This window comes from uncultured Phyllobacterium sp. (assembly GCF_902479695.1).
Classification (GTDB): domain Bacteria; phylum Pseudomonadota; class Alphaproteobacteria; order Rhizobiales; family Rhizobiaceae; genus Phyllobacterium; species Phyllobacterium calauticae.
The window spans coordinates 60,147-80,376 of sequence record NZ_CABSQF010000010.1; the positions used below are offsets into that span (position 1 = coordinate 60,147).

At 59.5% G+C, this 20,230-nt stretch carries 20 protein-coding genes; 13 read left to right on the top strand and 7 right to left on the bottom strand.

Annotated elements, in window-relative coordinates; genetic code table 11:
- Nucleotides 1–15 precede the first annotated feature (15 nt).
- Entirely contained in the window at nucleotides 16–654 is a 639-nt protein-coding gene (locus RDL77_RS08385; protein ID WP_288192504.1) for a TetR/AcrR family transcriptional regulator, read from the bottom strand.
- Between the two features lie 104 nt (nucleotides 655–758).
- Between RDL77_RS08385 and RDL77_RS08390 the strand changes: the two genes are divergently transcribed.
- Nucleotides 759–2,258, top strand: coding sequence for an FAD-dependent oxidoreductase (locus tag RDL77_RS08390; RefSeq protein WP_288192505.1), 1,500 nt, complete (start codon nucleotides 759–761; stop codon nucleotides 2,256–2,258).
- Between the two features lie 41 nt (nucleotides 2,259–2,299).
- On the opposite strand, the gene gor is transcribed toward RDL77_RS08390, so the two are convergent.
- From gor to rpiA, 3 genes are all read right to left on the bottom strand, one after another.
- Nucleotides 2,300–3,691, bottom strand: a complete 1,392-nt coding sequence (gene gor / locus RDL77_RS08395) for a glutathione-disulfide reductase (RefSeq protein ID WP_288192506.1) — start codon at nucleotides 3,689–3,691, stop codon at nucleotides 2,300–2,302.
- A gap of 121 nt (nucleotides 3,692–3,812) precedes the next feature.
- Complete coding sequence (locus RDL77_RS08400) at nucleotides 3,813–4,433, bottom strand: DUF2059 domain-containing protein (protein WP_223612915.1); 621 nt, start codon at nucleotides 4,431–4,433, stop codon at nucleotides 3,813–3,815.
- Nucleotides 4,434–4,469: 36 nt separating this feature from the next.
- Entirely contained in the window at nucleotides 4,470–5,165 is a 696-nt protein-coding gene (gene rpiA / locus RDL77_RS08405) for a ribose-5-phosphate isomerase RpiA (RefSeq protein WP_288192507.1), read from the bottom strand.
- Nucleotides 5,166–5,408: 243 nt separating this feature from the next.
- On the opposite strand from rpiA, the gene RDL77_RS08410 reads away from it, so the two are divergent.
- The 6 genes from RDL77_RS08410 (at nucleotide 5,409) to RDL77_RS08435 (ending at nucleotide 11,000) form a co-directional block, all read left to right on the top strand.
- On the top strand, nucleotides 5,409–6,092 hold the full coding sequence (locus RDL77_RS08410; protein WP_288192508.1) for an HAD family hydrolase: 684 nt from the start codon (nucleotides 5,409–5,411) through the stop codon (nucleotides 6,090–6,092).
- Between the two features lie 185 nt (nucleotides 6,093–6,277).
- Entirely contained in the window at nucleotides 6,278–6,781 is a 504-nt protein-coding gene (locus RDL77_RS08415; RefSeq protein ID WP_288192509.1) for a BA14K family protein, read from the top strand.
- Between the two features lie 226 nt (nucleotides 6,782–7,007).
- Nucleotides 7,008–8,420: a circularly permuted type 2 ATP-grasp protein gene (locus tag RDL77_RS08420; protein ID WP_223612911.1), complete on the top strand. Its 1,413-nt coding sequence runs from the start codon at nucleotides 7,008–7,010 to the stop codon at nucleotides 8,418–8,420.
- Between the two features lie 72 nt (nucleotides 8,421–8,492).
- Nucleotides 8,493–9,434 (top strand): alpha-E domain-containing protein, encoded by a 942-nt coding sequence (locus tag RDL77_RS08425; RefSeq protein ID WP_223612910.1) that lies wholly within the window; start codon nucleotides 8,493–8,495, stop codon nucleotides 9,432–9,434.
- A 5-nt stretch (nucleotides 9,435–9,439) separates the two neighbouring features.
- Nucleotides 9,440–10,237: a transglutaminase family protein gene (locus tag RDL77_RS08430; RefSeq protein WP_223612909.1), complete on the top strand. Its 798-nt coding sequence runs from the start codon at nucleotides 9,440–9,442 to the stop codon at nucleotides 10,235–10,237.
- A 31-nt stretch (nucleotides 10,238–10,268) separates the two neighbouring features.
- On the top strand, nucleotides 10,269–11,000 hold the full coding sequence (locus RDL77_RS08435) for a proteasome-type protease (protein WP_288192510.1): 732 nt from the start codon (nucleotides 10,269–10,271) through the stop codon (nucleotides 10,998–11,000).
- Nucleotides 11,001–11,638: 638 nt separating this feature from the next.
- On the opposite strand, the gene RDL77_RS08440 is transcribed toward RDL77_RS08435, so the two are convergent.
- Together RDL77_RS08440 and RDL77_RS08445 are read right to left on the bottom strand one after the other, a co-directional pair.
- A complete protein-coding gene (locus tag RDL77_RS08440) occupies nucleotides 11,639–12,808 on the bottom strand; it encodes a Fic family protein (RefSeq protein WP_288192511.1) in 1,170 nt (389 codons plus the stop codon).
- 187 nt (nucleotides 12,809–12,995) lie between these two features.
- Entirely contained in the window at nucleotides 12,996–14,870 is a 1,875-nt protein-coding gene (locus tag RDL77_RS08445) for a murein L,D-transpeptidase (RefSeq protein ID WP_288192512.1), read from the bottom strand.
- Here RDL77_RS08445 and RDL77_RS08450 point away from each other — a divergent pair.
- Nucleotides 14,851–15,084, top strand: coding sequence for a hypothetical protein (locus RDL77_RS08450; protein WP_288192513.1), 234 nt, complete (start codon nucleotides 14,851–14,853; stop codon nucleotides 15,082–15,084). The two genes, RDL77_RS08445 and RDL77_RS08450, sit on opposite strands and share 20 nt — an antisense overlap.
- A gap of 276 nt (nucleotides 15,085–15,360) precedes the next feature.
- On the opposite strand, the gene RDL77_RS08455 is transcribed toward RDL77_RS08450, so the two are convergent.
- Nucleotides 15,361–15,741 carry a DUF971 domain-containing protein gene (locus tag RDL77_RS08455; RefSeq protein WP_288192514.1) on the bottom strand — a complete coding sequence of 127 codons (381 nt, stop codon included), beginning with the start codon at nucleotides 15,739–15,741 and terminating at the stop codon, nucleotides 15,361–15,363.
- Between the two features lie 182 nt (nucleotides 15,742–15,923).
- On the opposite strand from RDL77_RS08455, the gene moaA reads away from it, so the two are divergent.
- The 5 genes from moaA to RDL77_RS08480 all read left to right on the top strand — a co-directional run bounded on the left by moaA (nucleotide 15,924) and on the right by RDL77_RS08480 (nucleotide 20,116).
- The gene (gene moaA, locus RDL77_RS08460; protein ID WP_223613476.1) at nucleotides 15,924–16,913 is read left to right on the top strand and encodes a GTP 3',8-cyclase MoaA; all 990 of its coding nucleotides are present in this window, start codon (nucleotides 15,924–15,926) and stop codon (nucleotides 16,911–16,913) included.
- A gap of 91 nt (nucleotides 16,914–17,004) precedes the next feature.
- Nucleotides 17,005–17,934, top strand: coding sequence for a DMT family transporter (locus RDL77_RS08465; protein WP_308526388.1), 930 nt, complete (start codon nucleotides 17,005–17,007; stop codon nucleotides 17,932–17,934).
- Nucleotides 17,935–17,937: 3 nt separating this feature from the next.
- Nucleotides 17,938–18,585, top strand: coding sequence for a molybdenum cofactor guanylyltransferase MobA (gene mobA / locus RDL77_RS08470; RefSeq protein ID WP_288192515.1), 648 nt, complete (start codon nucleotides 17,938–17,940; stop codon nucleotides 18,583–18,585).
- Nucleotides 18,582–19,091, top strand: a complete 510-nt coding sequence (gene mobB / locus RDL77_RS08475; protein WP_288192516.1) for a molybdopterin-guanine dinucleotide biosynthesis protein B — start codon at nucleotides 18,582–18,584, stop codon at nucleotides 19,089–19,091. Before mobA ends, mobB begins: the two co-directional genes overlap by 4 nt.
- Nucleotides 19,092–19,324: 233 nt before the next feature.
- A complete protein-coding gene (locus tag RDL77_RS08480; RefSeq protein WP_223612901.1) occupies nucleotides 19,325–20,116 on the top strand; it encodes an ABC transporter substrate-binding protein in 792 nt (263 codons plus the stop codon).
- Nucleotides 20,117–20,230: the final 114 nt, after the last annotated feature.

The window sequence follows — 20,230 nt, forward strand, 5'->3', positions numbered from 1 at the left end:
AACGGGTGTGATTGTTCAGGCGTAGGGCGTGCCCGCCATCGCGGCTTTCAGGCCGAGGGTTCCCTGGTCGACAAGCCCGAGGAAGACGGCTGTCGCTTCCCGCGCATCCTGTTTCAGCTGAAAGGAGCGGTGCGCCTGGACGAAAGCCGTGGTCCATGTCGCCAGAAGCAGCCCGGCGGCCAGATGGGCATCGGAATCGTCTGGTTCCCGCCCCGCGCCCTCAGTCAGGGCCAGGCTGACGGCCTGCGCAAGCTCGTCGCGGATCGCTCTCGCCCGGGCCTTCAGGGTTTCACTGCCCTCGATCGTCGCCATGAAGGCCTGGCTCCTGACCGAAAACCTGAGATAAGGAACGTCCTCCGCAGCCAGCCGATGGGCCAGCAGACGCAATGTCTCGATCGGGGTGACGCCTGGCTCGCGCCGCTGCAAAACGTCGCGCAGCATCTCGCGCCCCTCTTCCTCGCGATCGAAGAACATGTCCTCCTTGCGGGGAAAGTGATTGAACACCGTCATCCGCCCGACATCGGCAGCGGACGCAATCTCGTCCACCGTCACATGATCGAAGCCACGCTGCATGAAAAGCCGGGTGGCAGCGATGGAAATGCTTTGCCGGGTGGCGAGGCGCTTACGGGATCGGCGGTCGGATGGCACTGTCATGTCATCGCTGATAGCACGATTTATATACTGAGTACAATTTTGCATTGACACGAAGTGCCGGATAATCCATATAAGTGTACTGAGTACATATTGGGATCAGGTATATGAGAAATGACATTGATATCGTGATCGTGGGCGCCGGCCCCGTCGGGCTCCTCACCGCCATTGAACTGACTTTGGGCGGTGCGCGCGTTCTCGTGCTGGAGCGCCTCGCCACGCCGAGCCTGGAAATGAAGGCCGGCGGGCTCGGGCCGTTGGGGCTTGAGGCGTTGCAGCGGCGCGGCATGACGGCCGCCATCGCCGCCGCTGAGGCGAGCAGTTTCGCAGCGATGGCGCAGTCCGGGCGGGACCCGCGGGCCAAAGGATCGAAATACAGCGGCCATTTCGCCGGCCTCTCCCTGATCCGGAAGGATGCGCAGAAAGAGCCGGAACGGCGCGCCCGCCCCGTGGACCAGCAGGCCCTCGAAGCCATGCTGGCCGACCGCGCGCACGCGCTTGGAATCGATATCCGCCGCGGCTGCGATGTCACCGGCTTCACCTCGCAGACCGACGGCGTTGACGTGGAATGGACATCTCCCGCAGGCACGGATCGTGTTGGCTGCGCCTATCTCGTCGGTTGCGACGGGGGACGCAGTTCGATCCGCAAGATGGCCGGTTTCGATTTCCCCGGCACGCCGCCCTCGTCCACCTTTTATCAGGCTGTTGCCGAAATCGATCATCCCGACCGCCTGGCACCGATGGGTTGGCGGCGCACATCGGGCGGCATCTTCTCCTACGGGCCTTTCCCCGGCCGGCTGGTGATGATCGAATTCACCGGCACGCCGCAGGACCGGCAGGCGCCGGTCACGCGGGAGGAGATCGAAGCGGTCCTGCGCCGTGTCAGCGGTGCCGATGTCCGCGTCAAGGCGCTCGAAACCGGCAGCCGGTGGACTGACAACACACGACTTGTCGACACCTACCGCCAAGGCCGGGTGCTGCTGGCCGGCGATGCGGCGCATATCCATACACCGTTCGGCGGTCAGGGCCTCAGTCTCGGGCTCGTGGATGCCGCAAATCTCGGCTGGAAGCTCGCCGCCGTCATGCGCGGCGAGATGCCCGAAACCCTGCTCGATACCTATACGGACGAGCGGCGCCCCGTTGCCGAAGCCGTTCTGGCAAACACGCTTGCTCAGATGGCCATCATGCGGCCCGATCCGCAGGCGGGCGCGATGCGCGATATCATCGTCAACCTCATGCAGTTCGATGACGTCAACCGGTTCATCGGCGAGATGATGAGCGGTTTCTCCATCCGTTACGATCTCGGCTCGGAACGGGACGAGGTTGGCCGTCTGACGGGCGATCGGCCGGTCAGCCCCGGCGATGCCGGGACCTCGCTCTACGATCTGATGCAGGATGGCATGGGCGTTCTTCTCGATGCCTCCGCCGGGGGGAAGGCTTCCAGCTTCGTTGCCGCCCGCACAGGAAGGGTGCGGTGCATCGCCGTCGATGCAGGACCTTCCCTGCTGATCCGTCCGGACGCCTGCATTGCCTGGGCGGGTGACGACGACAGCACGGACGGTTTGGAGCAGGCACTCCGACGCTGGTTCGCGCCATCGCTACCGTGATCCCGCCCGGGTCGAGCCTTTACCGGAGCAAGGCTCCGGTATCAGTCGATACGCGCGCCGTCGACGATCCGGTATGTCGGCTTGTACATCGTCACCAGTTCCTCGGCGGCAGTCGGATGCACAGCCATCGTCCTGTCGAAATCTTCCTTGGTGCATCCGGCCTTCATGGGAATGGCCAGGAGCTGTGCCATTTCGCCCGCATCGGGCCCAAGAATGTGCGCGCCGACAACTTTCCGGCTGTCTGCATCGACAATCAGCTTCATCAGCATCTTTTCCGTGCTGCCGGACAGTGTATTGCGCATCGGGCGGAACACCGCCCGGTACACCTCGACCGCTTTGAATGTGCGCGCCGCGTCCTGCTCGGTCAGGCCGACAGTACCGATCTCCGGCTGCGAAAACACCGCCGTCGCGATCAGCGCGTGGTCCGGCTTCGTCGGATTGTTCTTGAAGGCGGTCTCAAGGAAGCACATGGCTTCGTGAATGGCGACAGGCGTCAATTGCACCCGGTTGGTGACATCGCCGACCGCCCAGATGTTTTCCCTGCTCGTGCGGGAATAGCCATCCACCTTGATCGCCCCCGTCTCATCCACGGCAACACCGGCCGCTTCGAGACCGAGCGATGTCGTGTTCGGCACGCGGCCGATGGCCAGCATCACCTGATCGGCAACAATCGCATCGCCGCCGGACAGATGCACCAGTTTGCGGCCATCATCCTGGCGTTCGACCCTGGTGATGATTTCCGTGCAACGGACATGAATGCCCTTTTCCGCCATGGCCGCATGCAGCATGTGGCGTAGATCCTGATCGAAGCGCGACAATATCTCCTTGCCGCGATAGACAAGCGTGGTGTCGACGCCAAGGCCATGGAAAATATTGGCAAATTCCACCGCGATATAGCCGCCGCCTTCGATGACAATGGCTTTCGGCAGCGTATCCAGATGAAACGCTTCATTCGAGCTGATGCAGAATTCATTGCCCGGCAGCGAGGGGTGCGGACTTGGGTGACCGCCGACGGCGATCAGGATCTGGTCAGCGGTCACCCGCTTGCCGGTCTTGAGGATTTCAATCGTGTGATCGTCGATCAGCATGGCGCGGCTCTCGAAAATCTCCACGTCGGAGTTTTCCAGCCCCTTGCGATAAAGCCCTTCGAGACGGGCGATTTCGCGGTCCTTGTTGGCGATCAGCGTCGGCCAGTCAAAGGTGCTCTTGCCAACGGTCCAGCCATAGCCCGCCGCCGCATCGAAATGTTCCTGGAATTGCGAGGCATAGACGAAGAGCTTTTTGGGCACGCAGCCGCGAATGACGCATGTGCCGCCCATGCGGTATTCCTCCGCCAGCCCGACCCGCTTGCCCATGGCACCCGCCAGGCGTCCCGCGCGCACGCCGCCCGAGCCGCCGCCGATGACAAAGAGGTCATAGTCATAGGTCGCCATTTGCACACACTCCGAATCTGTTCCGCTGCTGATCACTTTATATGGGTTTATAGCGCCGCTTTAAAAGAACAAAGCCCGGCTTGGACACCGGGCTTTGCAAACAGTCAGGAAGCGGAAAGGATCAAGGCTTCGGCTTGGCAGGCGCTGCCGGCTTGGCCGGGGCCTTTGCCGGGGCTTTGGCAGGCGCTTCCGGCGCGGCCGGTGTTTCAGGCGCGGGAGCCGGCGTTACCGGTGCTGTCGCCGCGGCGGCCGCAACGACCTTTTCGGCCACAGCCTGCGCAAGATCGCGGGCAATACCGGCGCGCCAGATGCTGGCGGCCTTCAACACTTCGCGCATTGCGATTGGGTCTTCAGACAGGAATTTCTTGCCTGCAGGAGAGTTGTAAAAGCCGGTGATGGCGTTCAGCTCTTCTTCCGAAAACGACACGGCATAAGCACGGGCAGCTTCGTTTTCGAGATCCGCGCGACGCGCCGCCAGGGCCAATGCCTGCTCGTCCACGGTGGAACTGATGATGGACTCAAGATTGGGATCTTTATCGATCAGCTGAACTTTCAAGTTCTGTGCCGCGTCTGGCAAAATCCCGTCAAACATATCCGTCTTCTTCATCGCTGCAATTGCAGCGCGTGCGGCAGCAAGATGCGATGCGGTGATTTCCTGCGCCTGCGCGGTACAAAGACTGCCCAGCATGATCGCGATAGACAGAGGTGCAATCAAACGGCGAAAGCCAGTTGCTCGGTTCATGGATTTATTGCTCCGTTTTTCTCAAGACTTTGCCTGTCAAGGCTGTGTTCGTGTTCGTATGCCGTCAGCACCGGCCAGAATAGCCACGCGCGCCAGCCCTAGAAATAGTCCATGCTCCACAACGCCCGGTATGGCGTGCAGAGCGTTTGATAACGCTCTTGTATCCGGAATGCGGCCAAAAGATGCATCCAGGATCAAATGCCCGCCGTCTGTAACAAATGCTTCGCCTCCCGTCATCCTCAATGTAACGGAACCGGACAGATCAAGCGCTGCAGCAGCTTTTTCGATGGCGATTTGCGTTGCCGCAAGGCCAAAACGGTTCACTTCAATCGGCAACGGGAACCTGCCGAGCACCTCGACATTTTTCGACTCATCCGCAATCACCAGCATTTGCGCCGACGCGGCAGCCACGATCTTTTCACGCAGCAGTGCGCCGCCGCCGCCCTTGATCAAGGCGAGTTCCGGGCCGATCTCGTCGGCGCCGTCAATGGTCAGGTCCAGCTCCGGCGTTTCCTCCAGCGTGGTCAGCCTGACGCCAAGCTCCCGGCACAGCGCCGCCGTGCGTTCCGACGTCGGCACACCGATGACATCAAGGCCCGCGGCGACCTTTTCCGCCAGAAGGCGCACAAATTCTTCGGCCGTGGAGCCGGTGCCGATACCCAGGCGCATGCCATCTTTGACATAGGTCAGCGCTTCGGCAGCCGCCTTGATCTTCAGTGTCCTGGCATCCATCCTTGGCGCCCTCTCCCTGCTTTGACTTGACACTAGTGGTCCTATTCTGACATTCGCATATGGCGCGTGATGTCAAATGGGATGCGAATGTCACATTCGTTCCACTTGGCTCCCTAACACGTCAGACAGACGGGTCAAGGCTCGATACATGATTTCGCCCTATACATAAGCGGATCGTACCACGCCTGAAATGCATAAATCGCGGAACTCCTCATCCGAACCTTAAAATCGCAGGTGCACAGAATGTCCAAACCTATTGTTGTTTTCGATCTCGATGGCACCCTGGTCGATACTGCCCCGGACTTGCTCGACAGTCTCAACCACTGCCTCGAAGCGGCCGGCATGCAGAAAGTAGACCCGGTTGCGCTGCGCCGTTATGTCGGGCAAGGCGGCCGCGTGATGATCGAACGGGCGTTCGAGGCACAGCAGAAAATTCTCAGCCCGGAACAACTCGACTGGCTGGTCGGTCTTTTCCTCGAGCACTACGGCAAGAACATGCCCGGCCATTCCGCGCTTTACGACGGCGTGGAAGATGTGATGAACAATCTTGCCAAGGCCGGCTACCTCCTTGCCGTGTGCACGAACAAGTTCGAGGGCCTGTCCGTCAGCCTGCTGACGGCGCTCGGCCAGCAGCAGCGCTTTGCCGCCATATGCGGATCCGATACGTTCGCGTTCCGCAAACCCGATCCCCGCCACCTCTTCGAGACCATCGCCAAGGCGGGCGGCGACCGCGACCGCGCCCTGATGATCGGCGACAGCCGGACGGACATCGACACGGCCAAAGCCGCGGGCATTCCCGTGATTGCGGTGGATTTCGGCTATTCCGACCTGCACGTGTCGAGCTACGAACCAAGCAAGGTCATTTCACACTATCGTGAATTGAACCTCGACCTCGCGGAACGTCTGATCAACGCGGTCAATGCCTGATTTGGCTTGAATCGGAAAGGCTTAGCTTTCCCGACGGCAAGTGCCTGAAGATCCGGGATGGAACAAAGTCTGCAATCATGCGTTGCATATTTTGATCGATACCACGCCCATGGGTGTAGTATCCGCAGCCTATTCGCGCATTCATGACAACGAAGATGTGCATCTTCGGGATTTCAGGAGGAAATATGAGAAAGCTTGTTTCGTTGTTCACTGCGGCCGTCATGTCGATCGGCATGGTTTCCGCAAGCTCCGTGGCCAGTTATTCCGCCCCGATGGTGCCCTTGTCCATCGAAGGCTCGAATCCCGTCAAGCAAGTCCGGGATCACGGCAACTGGAGGATGCGCCATGGCTGGCGCGGCGGCGGTCATTGGCGCGGCAATCGCGGCTGGCACGGTAATCGCGGCTGGCATGGCGACCGGGGATACCGCGGCGACCGCTACTGGTACAGAGGCCATCGCGGATATCGCGACTACCGTCCCGGCTATCGGTACTATAACGGCGCATGGTTCCCGCTGGCTGCCTTTGCGGGCGGTGTAATCATCGGCAACGCCATCAACAATGACCGCATTGTCAGACGCGGCTCAAGCTATCACACACGCTGGTGCTACAATCGCTACCGGTCGTACCGGGCGTATGACAATACATACCAGCCCAACAATGGCCCGCGCCGCCAGTGCGTTTCGCCATAAGGCGGAACAGAACGCGCTTGATTCATGCCCCCAGTCACCGCTGTGACCGGGGTCGTACCGATGCGTTGACGCCTATGCTTTAGACGGAAGTAGCAGCCAATTTGCCTCAAATTCGCAACCATTGCCCATTTTTTGGGCGATTATCCGCGTTGCAGCGTAAATAGCGGAATGTGCTTGCATTTTTTTCCCAACGCGCTTGAATGATCGTGTGTGAAGGGGATTATGAGTGAAGCCATTTGATGAGATGATCAAAACCGGCGGTCAGGTACGCCCGCCATATGAACAACTGCAATGCTGGCTTAATACCCAGAACCCGGAAAGGTTTGCGCAGAAGGCGCGCGATGCAGAAAATGTCTTCCGCAAAACCGGGATCACCTTCGCCGTCTACGGCGATGAGGAAGCGGCAGAACGCCTGATCCCCTTCGATATCATCCCGCGCATCATCACCGGCAATGAATGGCGGCGCCTGTCGCAGGGCATCGAACAGCGTGTGATGGCCCTCAACGCCTTTCTCGATGACATCTACCACCGCCAGGAAATCATCCGCGCGGGCCGCATCCCGCGGGAATTGTTCACCCACAACGATGCCTTCCTGCCGGAGATGGTTGGCTTCCGCCCGCCCGGCAATGTCTATACCCACATTATCGGCGTCGACATCGTCCGGACCGAAGAAAACCAGTTCTACGTTCTCGAAGACAATGCCCGCACGCCATCCGGCGTTTCCTACATGCTGGAAAACCGCGAAACGATGATGCAGCTGTTTCCGGAGCTGTTCCAGCAGATCAAGGTACGACCCGTCGAAACCTACCCCAAGCAGTTGCGCCAGTCCCTGGCGGCCGTCGCGCCGCCCGGCTGCAACGGCACGCCGACCATCGCCGTCCTGACCCCCGGCATCTACAATTCAGCCTATTTCGAACACGCCTTCCTGGCCGACCAGATGGGTGTCGAGCTCGTCGAGGGCAGCGATCTCAAGATCGAGAACGGCAAGGTGGTGATGCGGACCACGGAAGGCAACCGCGCCATCGACGTGCTGTACCGGCGTGTCGACGACTCCTTCCTCGATCCCCTCACCTTCCGCCGCGATTCCGCGCTCGGCGTTGCCGGCATCATGGATGTCTACCGCTCCGGCAACATCACCATCGCCAATGCCCCCGGCACAGGCATCGCCGACGACAAGGCGCTCTATTCCTATATGCCGGAGATCGTCGAGTTCTATACCGGACGCAAGGCAATCCTCGAGAATGTGCCGACGCACCGCTGTTCCGAACCGGACACGCTGAAATATGTCCTGGAAAACCTTGCCGATCTTGTCGTCAAGGAGGTTCACGGCTCCGGCGGCTACGGCATGCTGGTCGGACCGGCGGCCACCAAGCAGGAACGCGAGGATTTCGCGCTGAAACTCAAGGCCAATCCGAAAAACTACATCGCCCAGCCGACGCTCGCCCTGTCGACGACGCCGATCATGACGGAAAAGGGTCTGGCGCCGCGCCATGTCGATCTGCGCCCCTTCGTTCTCGTATCCGACCGCATCCGCATCACGCCGGGCGGCCTGACCCGCGTGGCGCTGAAGGAAGGCTCGCTCGTTGTCAATTCCAGCCAGGGAGGCGGGACAAAGGACACCTGGGTTCTCGACGACTGACCACTCTGAATGGGGAATGAGGGCTGCCACAGACGGCCCCATCAAGAAATAAAAGAGGGATACAACCAAAACATGCTTCTTGGTCGCACCGCGAATGGTCTCTACTGGATGTTCCGCTATATCGAGCGGGCAGAGAATATGGCACGCCTGATCGATGCCGGTTTGCGGATGGCTTTGACGAAAACCTCCGATGCGCCGGAGGAATGGTCCTCCGTGCTGATGAGCGCCGGGGTGAAAATCGGCTACGACGCGAAATACGGCGAATACAACGCCAGCCTGGTCTCGGATTTTCTGCTGCGCGACCTCGGCAATCCGTCGAGCGTGATGTCCTGCATCGAAACAGCCCGCTCCAATGCCCGCATGGTGCGCACAGCCCTTACCCGCGAAGCCTGGGAAAGCGTCAATGAAACCTGGATGATCCTCAAATCGACGCTTGCCGCGGCGGTTCCTGAAACGGATCTTCCGCGCGTCCTCGACCAGATCAAGCGTGAAACCGCCATCATCCGCGGTGCCTTCCACGGCACGATGCTGCGCAACGAGATTTTCAATTTCGCCCGCATCGGCACGTTCATCGAACGGGCCGACAACACGGCGCGCATTCTCGACGTGAAATATTACGTGCTGCTGCCGTCGATTTCCTATGTCGGCACGACACTCGACAATTTTCAGTGGGAGTCGATCCTGCGCTCGGTCTCGGCCCACCGCTCCTATCGCTGGGTCTACGATGTCGAATACAATCCGGTGAACATCGCCGATTACCTGATCCTCAATTCGCGCATGCCGCGGTCGCTGAACTTCTGTTACTCGAATATCGTCGACAATCTCACGTTTCTCGCCAATGATTACGGCAAGCGGCACGAGTGCCACGACATGGCGGAAAGCATCATGACACGGCTCGAAAACAACGACATCCGCACCATCTTCGACAACGGCCTGCATGAGTTTCTCAGTGACCTGATCTATCAGACATACGGCCTGGGCAGCAAAATTGCCGAAGCCTACAATTTCGATTGAACGCCATGCTCCTGACCATCAAACACACCTCGCGCTACCAGTATGATTTCCCGGTGCAGTATGCTGTCCAGCGTTTGCGCCTGCATCCCTCGAGCTCGCCCGGCCAGAAGGTCATCGACTGGGCCGTGACGGTTCACGGCGCCGAGCAGGAGGCGAATTACCGCGACGGGTACGGCAACCGGACGCAGCTCGTGCGGCTTAACCGCGATGCAAAGGAACTGGTCATCGAGGCCGCGGGCCAGGTGGAGACGGAAGACCGCTCCGGCGTGCTCGGCAAGGTCTATAATTTCATGCCGATCTGGCTCTATGAGCGCGAAACCGCACTGACGAAGCCGGGGGATGCCGTCCGCCAGCTTGCAGCCAGCCTGAAAGTCAAGGACGACAAGCTGGCGCTCATGCATGAATTGATGGACACGCTGCACAGTGCCGTCGCCTATACGCCGGGCACCACCGACATCGCCACGACGGCCGAAGAGGCGCTGACACTGGGAACGGGTGTCTGCCAGGACCACACCCATGTTTTCCTCGCCGTCGCCCGTGTCCTGAAAATTCCTGCCCGCTATGTCTCGGGCTATCTCATGATGCTCGATAGCATCGAACAGACCGCCACCCATGCCTGGGCGGAAGCCCATATTGACGGGCTCGGCTGGGTCGGCTTCGATGCCGCCAACAACATCTGCCCGAACGAGCATTATGTGCGCATCGCCTGCGGCCTCGACTACAATGAAGCGTCGCCCATTTCCGGCATGCGCTTCGGCCCGGGCATGGAATCGCTTGCCGTGGACCTCAATGTAGAGCAGTAATCGCCGGGATTTTTTAAATTCGGGATTCGCTATGACCTATTGCGTCGGGCTTAAATTGGATCGTGGTCTTGTGTTCATGTCGGACACCAGAACAAATGCCGGCGTCGACAACATCTCCACGTTCAAGAAGATGTACACATGGGCGAAGCCCGGTGACCGTGTCATCACGCTTCTGTCGGCAGGCAATCTTGCCACGACGCAGACCGTCATCAGCATTCTCAACGAACGCACCAAGATTCCGTCCGAGCGGGCACCGTCGATCTTCGACATGCCCTCGATGTTCCAGACGGCGAAGCTGGTGGGCGATACGATCAAGAATGTGATCCACGACGTGGATTCCAATGGCCAGCGCGCCGATTCCTTCGGCGCTTCGATCATTCTGGGCGGACAGATCAAGGGCGGCGAGCCCCGCCTGTTCCTGATCTACCCCGAAGGCAACTTCATTGAATCCTCACCCGACACGCCGTTCTTCCAGATCGGCGAGCACAAATACGGCAAGCCGATCATCGTGCGTTCCTACGATCCGGCCATGACGTTCGAGGAAGCAACCAAACTGCTGCTGGTGTCCTTCGATTCCACCCTGAAATCCAACCTGTCGGTCGGCCTGCCCCTGGACATGCAGTTTTACGCGGCGGACAGCCTCAAACTGGGCTTCGAAAAGCGCATCGAGCGCAACGATCCCTATTACGAGGCCATTTCCGACGGCTGGTCGCAGGCTCTCAAACTGGCGTTCCAGAGCCTGCCGACATTCAAGATCGATTAGCTGCAAAACCTCGGATGCGTGGTTCGACAAGCTCACCATGAGGGAGGGTGAGGATTGCAGGGTGTTATATTCTGCAACGCTTACATTTGGCCTTGCAGCCAAACCACATCCCTCATGGTGAGCCTGTCGAACCACGCATGACGGGTTTTGCAGCCAATCTATTCACAAAACCCAAACCGTCGCCGCAAACTCGCGCCCTAACCCCTTCCGCCCGCTTCACTTTCCCACTATGGTCCGCGATGAGACCGGTCGAAACGGGCCGGTCTTGGGGCTTGATAACCCCTCGAGGGCGGCGTTGTGCTGCCGTAAAATGCACTTCCCGGTCTTATGGTCGGGGAGGCCTTCGCGTATGTTCAGGGGGCAACCCTAAAGGCGAAAGCGCTCTCCCTCGAGAGTTATCAACTCCCCGGTCACCAGAGGATAACCCTCGGGTGACCACTTTCCTCGTGTGAAAGGGAGTGAACATGGACAACTACAATTTCTGGCAGGATTTGTTCGATACGTACCAGTCGCTATCCGACTGGCTCAAAGTTCTATGGCTGATCGTCCCACCGGCCTTCGTGCTGGGGCTGGTGGCCGCCTGACGCTGCGGTTTCTGTTGTTGCAATATGTTCAAGAGCTCAATCCAATGGCAGAATTTATCCAGCGGCCCCCTCGCTCAAGATGTCAAGATAAGCGCCATAGGCAAACACGCGACCACGTTTGCGTCCTGTGATTTCCTTGACGATCCCAAGCGATTGAAGCTGCGCCAAGGCCGCATTGACGGTTGGCATTGTTAATCCGGTCTTTTCCGTCACTGAAACCGCAGTCAGGTACGGGCGAGTTCGCATCAGGTCGTGGACCTGCAGGACAGACGCTGTGCGGTCAGCTTCCGCGACAATGCGCCCGCGATCCGCCGCAAGGAGAACGGTGATCCGATTTGCCGTGTCAAAAGCCTGGTTGGCGGTTTCGGCAATGCCATCAAGGAAGAACTCCAGCCAGGCTTCCCATGCTCCGCGCTCACGCACTTCCTGCAAGAGACGGTAGTAATCGGCGCGTTGCGCCTTGAAATGAAGCGAAAGATAGAGCAGCGGCTGGCGCAGGACGCCTTCAGCACAGAGGAAAAGCGTGATCAGCAGGCGGCCAAGCCTGCCGTTGCCATCCAGAAAGGGATGGATCGTTTCGAACTGAACATGCAGCAGACCGGCCTTGATGAGCGGCGGAATTCCCGGTGTCTCTGCATGGACGAAGCGCTCCCAATCGCCGAGGCAGTTCATGACCTCGTTGGGCGGCGGGGGAACAAACATCGCATTGCCGGGACGCGTGCCGCCGATCCAGTTTTGCGAGGTACGGAACGCGCCGGGATTTTGCGCCGCCCCACGCCCGTTGTCGAGGAGCCTGCCATGCATCTCGCGGATCAGGCGCAGGGAAATCGGCAACTCAGCCATGCGCTCCAGTCCGTACATCATCGCATCGACATAGTTCGAGACTTCGCGGACATCGTCCAGCGGCTTCCCGGTCGCTGCCTCCGTCTCGAATCGCAGGAGGTCGGACAGGGTCGATTGCGTTCCCTCGATCTGCGAAGACAGAACAGCTTCCTTGCGCACGTACATATAAAGGAAGAGTTCCTTGTTCGGCAGAAGGATGGATACGCCGTCAAGCCGCCCAAGTGCACGTTCCGCCGCACTCAAACGGGTCAGCAGGTGGGAGATATCGACAGGCGGTTCCGGCGGCAGAGGTGGCGGAACGAAGTCCCTGACGCGCTCACCGGCAACAGCCGTTTCGACAAATCTGCCAAGGCGTCCGTTAAGCGTGGAAGTATGGGGCACGGCCTGGCTCCAAATGCTAAATGTATGAGATTTAAATAGCACGATCCATTAATAAAGAAAATTGCATTTTTGTTTATTAGTGACGGCGGCTAATTAAGAAAGGCGCCCATGCTGACGATCATCATGGGCCGCGGTCGCAGCTCGCAGCCTTTATTGTCGCTTACAACTTCGCCCGCAAACCGGTAACCTACAGCTTTGCCGTCGTCTGCGGAACGTCCGCCTGGCGCACCGCCGTCGTCTTGACGATGGCCTTTTCCATGTAGAGATCGCGCTGATAGACGTCGTCGAAATACTGGATGGCGCCGGTCCTGGCGTCCGGCCACGCGGTGAAATACGAGACGTAAACCGGCAGCGGGTCCTTGACCCGGACGCTGCGCTCGTTCTTGCCGAAATACTGGTTCAGCTCCTCGACCGGCACCCCGAGCACGGCCGCAGCCATGTCGCGCGGACGTTCCAGACGGATGCAGCCGTGGCTGAGCGCCCGCATATCCCGTTTGAAGTAGGACTTTGCCGGCGTGTCGTGCATGTAGATGTCATGGCTGTTGGGGAACAGGATCTTCAGCTCGCCCAGCGCATTGTCGAGGCTCGGCTTCTGGCGGATGCCGACACCGCCGCCGCTGGATGCGACCTGCGCCCAGTCCACCGCGCTTGACGGAATGACACGGCCGGACTTGTCATAGACCTCGTAACCGCTGTTCTCGAGATAAGAGGGGTTATTGAGAATTTTCGGCATCATCTCATTGAGAATGATCGACCGCGGCACGCCCCAGGACGGGTTGAACACCACGGTCTGGATCGTGTTGTCGAAAAAGTAGGTCTGGTTGGTCGGCGAACCGACCACGATGTTCATCGCCAGCTTTTCCGCGTTGTCGTCAAAATACTGCGCGCGATAGGCGGGCTGGTTGATGAAGACGTAGCGCTTGCCGAAATCATGCGGCAGCCAGCGCAGGCGCTCCATGGAATAGAGAATGCGGTCGCGCTTGGAACTGTTGGTCTCGCCCTGCAGCGAACTGATGGTGCCGCGCCCGATCACGCCATCGGGCTTCTTGCCCTGGCTGGTCTGGAAATCCTTGATCGCCTCGACCAGACTCGGGTCGTAAACCGTCGCATTCTCATGCTCCTGCAGCACGGCTTCATGCTTGGCGAGAAAATCCTTCGGCGCCTTCGCCTTGATCAAGGCGACCACGTTGCGGATTTCCGGATTTTCCTCGCCGGGACGGATCATTGTGCCGGGCGCAACGCGCACCGTCGGCTCGGCGCTGGTCCCGCCAAGCTCATGCAGATTCTGCTTCAGTTCCGCATACCATTTGTTCTGCGGCTCAAAACTCTTGAGCAGCGCAGCGGCATCGTTGGTCGACGCAAGCTGCTCGATCATCGCACGCGGCTTGACCCGGTCAACGGCGAAATCGTGGAACCCGCTCAGCCGGTTCGGATTGATGCGCCCGTCACCCTGGTCCATCGCATAGCGCAGCGCCCGCGCCGACATGGTCAGTTCGAAATCCGCCAGTTCCTTCAGCCGCGCCGGAATGTTGGCCCGGTCATAATCATCGCTCGGCAGCTTGACCGCATAATCCTTTGGATCAAGCCCGTCGGCGCCCGCCGCGTTGAACACCGCCGCGACCGCCTTGGCCTTGGCCGAGACATCATAGGAGGACGTCCAGATGGGCTGCTGCTTCAGGGCATAATAGGCAACGATAGCGTCCGCTATGTCCTTTTCCGCCAGAATATGGGCTTCCCTGATCTGTTCGAACTTCAGGCCGAACTGTTCCAGCGGAATCTGCGGTGCGGCATCCGGGTTCTGATTGGCCGATGCCGTCAGTTGCAGGTCGATCTTGGAAAAGTCCACCCGCACCAGCCCGTCGGGTTTGTAATCGTAATTCTTCGGCGCGGTCACCGTCACCCGCTTGACCGGCGCTGCCCGGGCAACGGGCTGCTGCCGCGGCAGATCAGGCTTCGGCGCATAGACCGGCTGTGCCTGTACGCGGCGGCTGCCAAACAGGAAATCCATCAAATTGTCGGCGGCCAGTGCCGGAGACATGGAAATGGCTGTTGCTGACAACATGGCAGCTACAAAAATCGCATGCTTTTTCGAATTGGAATTCATAATGCCCGCCCAGATGGTACAGTCACGCCCGCAACGGATGCAGGCCACGAATGGTGATTCACAGCCAGTTTCGCCGCATCCTATTTACAATCTTTTAACAATAACCCGCCCCTTCGATTTATATTCGCGCGCGCCGCTCAAGCACCGTGATGATGGCTATCGCCTCATTTAACGCAATTCACCGCAGCTTTCACAACGATTCGCGCATCACGCCCCTGACCCAATCAATTCTTTTGCGGAACATGCAATAATGTCACAGCTCAAGTGACGCGAAACTTGAATTGCGCTATTCGGCGCACAAATATTTCCAAGTAACCTTACTGTTGTTCATTATAGCATTGATAAGTACTTTGAGCACGCCCGCCAAAGCAGGTTATAGTCTTCTGAAGAAAATATTTCTCACGGGAAAGCCCGCGCGGATACCGGTACTATTGCTCCGCAGCAGGGATCAGTGGCGATGACGGGTCGGGACGGGCTCGCGGCTCAAGCCTTTCGCCGCCAGTTCATCGAGATAGGCCTGCCAGCGCTCGTCGCGGTTGCGGCCGAGGTCGATCAGGTAATCCCAGCTGAAAAGGCCGGTATCGTGCATGTCATCGAAGGTGATGCGCACCGCATAATTGCCAACGGGGTCCATCTTGGCGATTTCGACATTCACCTTGCCCGGAACCGTCACACGCTGTTCCGGCGAATGCCCCTGCACTTCCGCCGATGGCGAAGCCACGCGCAGCAGTTCCGCGCTCAACGTGTAGGTTTCGCCGGTATCGAATGCGATCGTCAGGGAACGGCGATCCTTGCTCACCCGCAATTCCTTGGGCCAGGCAGTGGTCATGGCAGATGCTCCTTTATGCGCACTCTTCTCTATGCGCCCCGACATTTGGTCGCAAGTGAACAATCGTCCGCATGCGGAATCCTATAGAGACTGGACAAGCCGGGGCCGCCACCCTATCTCTTCTCAAGGAGGTTTGCTTGGACCACGTCGCATTGCTCGAGAAAACGGCTGTACAAACACCGATGGTTGATCCTTTCGGCAGGACGATCAGCTATTTGCGCGTGTCGGTCACCGATCGCTGCGACTTCCGCTGCACCTATTGCATGTCCGAGCACATGACCTTCCTGCCCAAGAAAGACCTTCTGACGCTGGAAGAACTGGACCGCCTGTGCACCGCCTTCATCGGAAAGGGCGTCAAAAAACTGCGGCTGACCGGCGGCGAACCGCTGGTGCGCAAGAACATCATGCATCTGATCGGTGAGCTGTCGCGCCATTTGCGCAGCGGTGCTCTCGAAGAATTGACCCTGACCACGAATGGCTCGCAGCTCGCCCGCCATGCGGCGGAACTGGCCGAGCACGGCGTCAAACGCATCAATGTATCGCTCGATACGCTCGATCCGGAAAAATTCCACGCGATCACCCGCTGGGGCGATCTGGCGCGGGTGATGGAAGGCATCGACGCGGCGCAGGCTGCCGGCATCCGGGTCAAGCTGAATGCCGTTGCCCTCAAGGGGTTCAACGACCTGGAAATCCCGGAGATGATCCGCTGGGCCCATGGCCGCGACATGGACCTGACGCTGATCGAAACCATGCCGATGGGCGAAATCGATCTGGACCGGACCGATCAGTATCTGCCGCTGTCCATGGTCAGGGCCGACCTTGCCCGGCAATTCACGCTGGATGACATTCCCTACAAGACCGGCGGCCCGGCACGTTACGCGCATATTCGCGAAACGGGCGGGCGCATCGGCTTCATCACGCCGATGACGCACAATTTCTGCGAAAGCTGCAATCGCGTTCGCCTGACCTGCACCGGCACACTCTATATGTGCCTTGGACAGGAAGACGCCGCTGACCTGCGCGCGCCGCTGCGCGCCTCGGAAGGCAATGACCTCTTGAACGAGGCCATCGACGAAGCCATCGGCCGCAAGCCGAAGGGACATGATTTCATCATCGATCGCCGCCACAACCGCCCTGCGGTCTCGCGCCATATGAGCGTGACCGGCGGCTAGAGCATTTTCCAATATTCCGGATGCACGAAGCCTCGCCGCTTGATATATCAAACGGAGCGATTCCGGGGGAGAATCGCCTGCTCTCATTCGGATGAACGCCTTGGCGCTTACGCCCAATCTTCGCGGCAGCCTGTACATGGCCATCGGCATGGCCAGTTTCACCTTCAATGACGCGACGGTCAAACTGGTTGGCGCGCATATGAACATGGGCCAGGTGATGCTGGTGCGCGGCGTGATGGCGACCACGCTCATCCTGCTGCTCGCCTGGCGGCAGGGCATGCTGATACCGCTGCGCCACGCCCTGCACCGCATGACGATCCTGCGCGCCGTCGGCGAAGTCGTGGGAACCGTGAGTTTTCTCATCGCGCTTGTTCATGTTCCCCTCGCCCTCACCTCGGCCATTCTGCAGGCCCTGCCGCTGGCCGTCACGCTGGGTGCGGCGATGTTCCTCGGCGAACCCGTGGGATGGCGGCGCTGGATCGCCATCGCCGTCGGCTTCTGCGGTGTCCTCATCATTGTTCGCCCGGGTTACGAGGGCGTCAGTCCCTACGTCCTGCTGATCGCCGTAACCGTGATCTTCGCCGCGATGCGCGATCTCGCCACGCGGCGCGTGCCCAAAACCATCCCGGTGCTGATGATATCCGCCCTGACATCGGCGGGCGTATCGCTGGCCGGCATCGGCCTGATCGGCCCGCTGGGCGGCTGGACGCCGATGACCTGGCTGAACACCGGCCTCCTGTTCTTCGCCTCCTGTTGCGTGATCGTCGCCTACCATTTCATCATTCTCGCCATGCGCGAGGGCGAAATTTCCTTTGTCGCACCGTTCCGCTACACAAGCCTCGTCTGGGCCATTCTCCTGGGTTTCCTGTTCTTCGGCGACCTGCCCGATCTTCCCATGATCATCGGCGCGATGATCGTTATTGGCAGCGGCCTCTATACGCTTTACCGTGAGCGGATTGTGGGACGGAGGCTGCCCGCCGCAACGGCTGTGGCGGCCGGTTCTTCGCCCGATGGAGTGTAAGCGGTGCGCATTGCAGGGATCATTCTGGCCGGTGGCCGGTCGAGCCGCATGGACGGGCATGACAAGGCGCTTTTGCCGTTCGGCACGGCGCGGCTGATCGATTTCATCGTCGCGCGCCTGTCGCTTCAGCTGGAAACCCTGGCCATCAACAGCAATGGCGACCCTGCGCCGCTCGCCGATCTGCACCTGCCCGTTGTCGCAGACAGCGTCACGGGATTCGCCGGCCCTCTCGCCGGTATCGTTGCCGGCATGGAATGGGCGGCAGGCAGCGCGCTTCCCTTCACCCATATCCTGACCGTCGCCACGGACACGCCGTTCTTTCCCCATGATCTCGCCTCCAGACTTGGCGGGGCCATCGCAGGTGCTCCGGATCACATCGCCGTCGCTGTCTCCGGTGGGACATGGCACCCGGTGTTCGGGCTCTGGCCGGTTGCGATGAAGGAGGACCTGAAGCAATGGCTGCGCGATCCGGAGAACCGGCGGGTCCGTACCTGGATCGAAGACCACGCACACCGCACGGTGGATTTTCCGCTGATGACGGCGCAATCAGGCGATTCATTCGATCCGTTCTTCAATATCAATCGCCCGGACGATCTCGGCCGGGCCCGGTCGATGATCGCAGAATCAAGCGATTGGAAGACATGTTCATGACCCACCGCATCTTTGGCATCACCGGCTGGAAGAACTCGGGCAAAACAACGCTGACGGTCAAGCTCGTAACGGAACTGACGCGGCGCGGCTGGAAGATTTCAACCGTCAAACACGCCCATCATGATTTCGACATCGACAAGGAAGGCACGGATTCCTTCCGCCACCGCAAAGCGGGCGCCGGAGAAGTGGCCATTGTTTCCGACCGCCGCTGGGCGCTCATGCATGAACTGGCTGATGAGGCGGAACCGTCCCTCGAAGAGATTGTCGCGCGGCTTGCCCCATGCGATCTCGTTCTGGTCGAGGGCTACAAGCGCGAAGGCCACAAGAAGATCGAGACGCGGCGGCTGGAGGGACGGCCCGGCGGGAGCCTGGCGCAAAATGATTCCGGCATTGTCGCCATCGCCAGCGATTTTCCGGTGACGGACGGGCAGATTCCCGTCTTCGACCTGGATAACACGACAGGATTGGCCGACTTTATCGAGCATGAGATGGGGCTTGCCCGCTAGGCGGGTCAGGAAATGACGTTTCGCGCGGAAGCTGCGCAAGAAAAATATAATCCTCAAACAATTATGTGGTTTTGCCGTCCTGAATCGCCGCCCGGTAAAAGATTCCCGGTTGCTTTTATCAGAAAACTAGTGGGAATATCGCCGGTCAGGAGCAGTGAAAAAACTGCGACCTTGCCCGGAAGGCTGTCCAAAAGAACAGGGGAACAGCCGGGCCACAAAAGAGAGGTTGAATAATGCGTATCACCAAGCGTCTCGCACTCGGCGTTGCTGCCGTTGCCTTTGCATTGTCCATGGGAGCGGCCCATGCAGAGGACGCCCTGAAGCTGACCATCGCTTCAGAGGGAGCCTACCCGCCCTTCAACAACCTGACGCCGGACGGCAAGCTGGAAGGCTTTGACATCGATATCGGCAAGGCGCTTTGCGAAGAGATGAAGGCGCAGTGCACCTTCGTCACCCAGGATTGGGACGGCATGATTCCCGCCCTGCAGGCCGGCAAGTTCGATGCCATCATCGCATCCATGTCCATCACGGATGAGCGCCTGAAGAAGGTCGATTTCTCCAAGAAGTACTACAACACGCCTCCCGGCATTGCCGTACCGAAGGATTCCAAGCTGAAGGACGTCACGCCGGAATCCCTGAAGGGCAAGACACTGGGCGTGCAGGCATCGACCAGCCACTCCAACTTTGCCGAAGCCAAATACAGCGGCGCCGACATCAAGATGTATCCGACCGCCGACGAGTATAAGCTCGATCTGGCCAATGGCCGCATCGACGCTGCCATGGACGACTCGGTCGTTTTGGGCCAGTGGCTCGACAGCGATGCCGGCAAGTGCTGCAAGCTCCTCGGCACGATCACGCCGGATCCGGTCATCCACGGTCCGGGCGCTGGCGTAACTGTCAAGAAGGGCAACACGGCCCTGGCTGACAAGTTCTCCGCTGCCATCGCTGCGATCCGCAAGAACGGCAAATACAAGCAGATCAACGACAAGTACTTCAAGCTTGACGTTTATGGCGCCGAAAATTGATTTTAGCCTTGTGAATTGACCAAGGGGGATGGCGGATCTGTTCCGCCATCCCTTCCTGAACTCCAAATTCGAACCTGAACTTTAAATTCAAAAATGACGGGCCGGCCCGAAAAA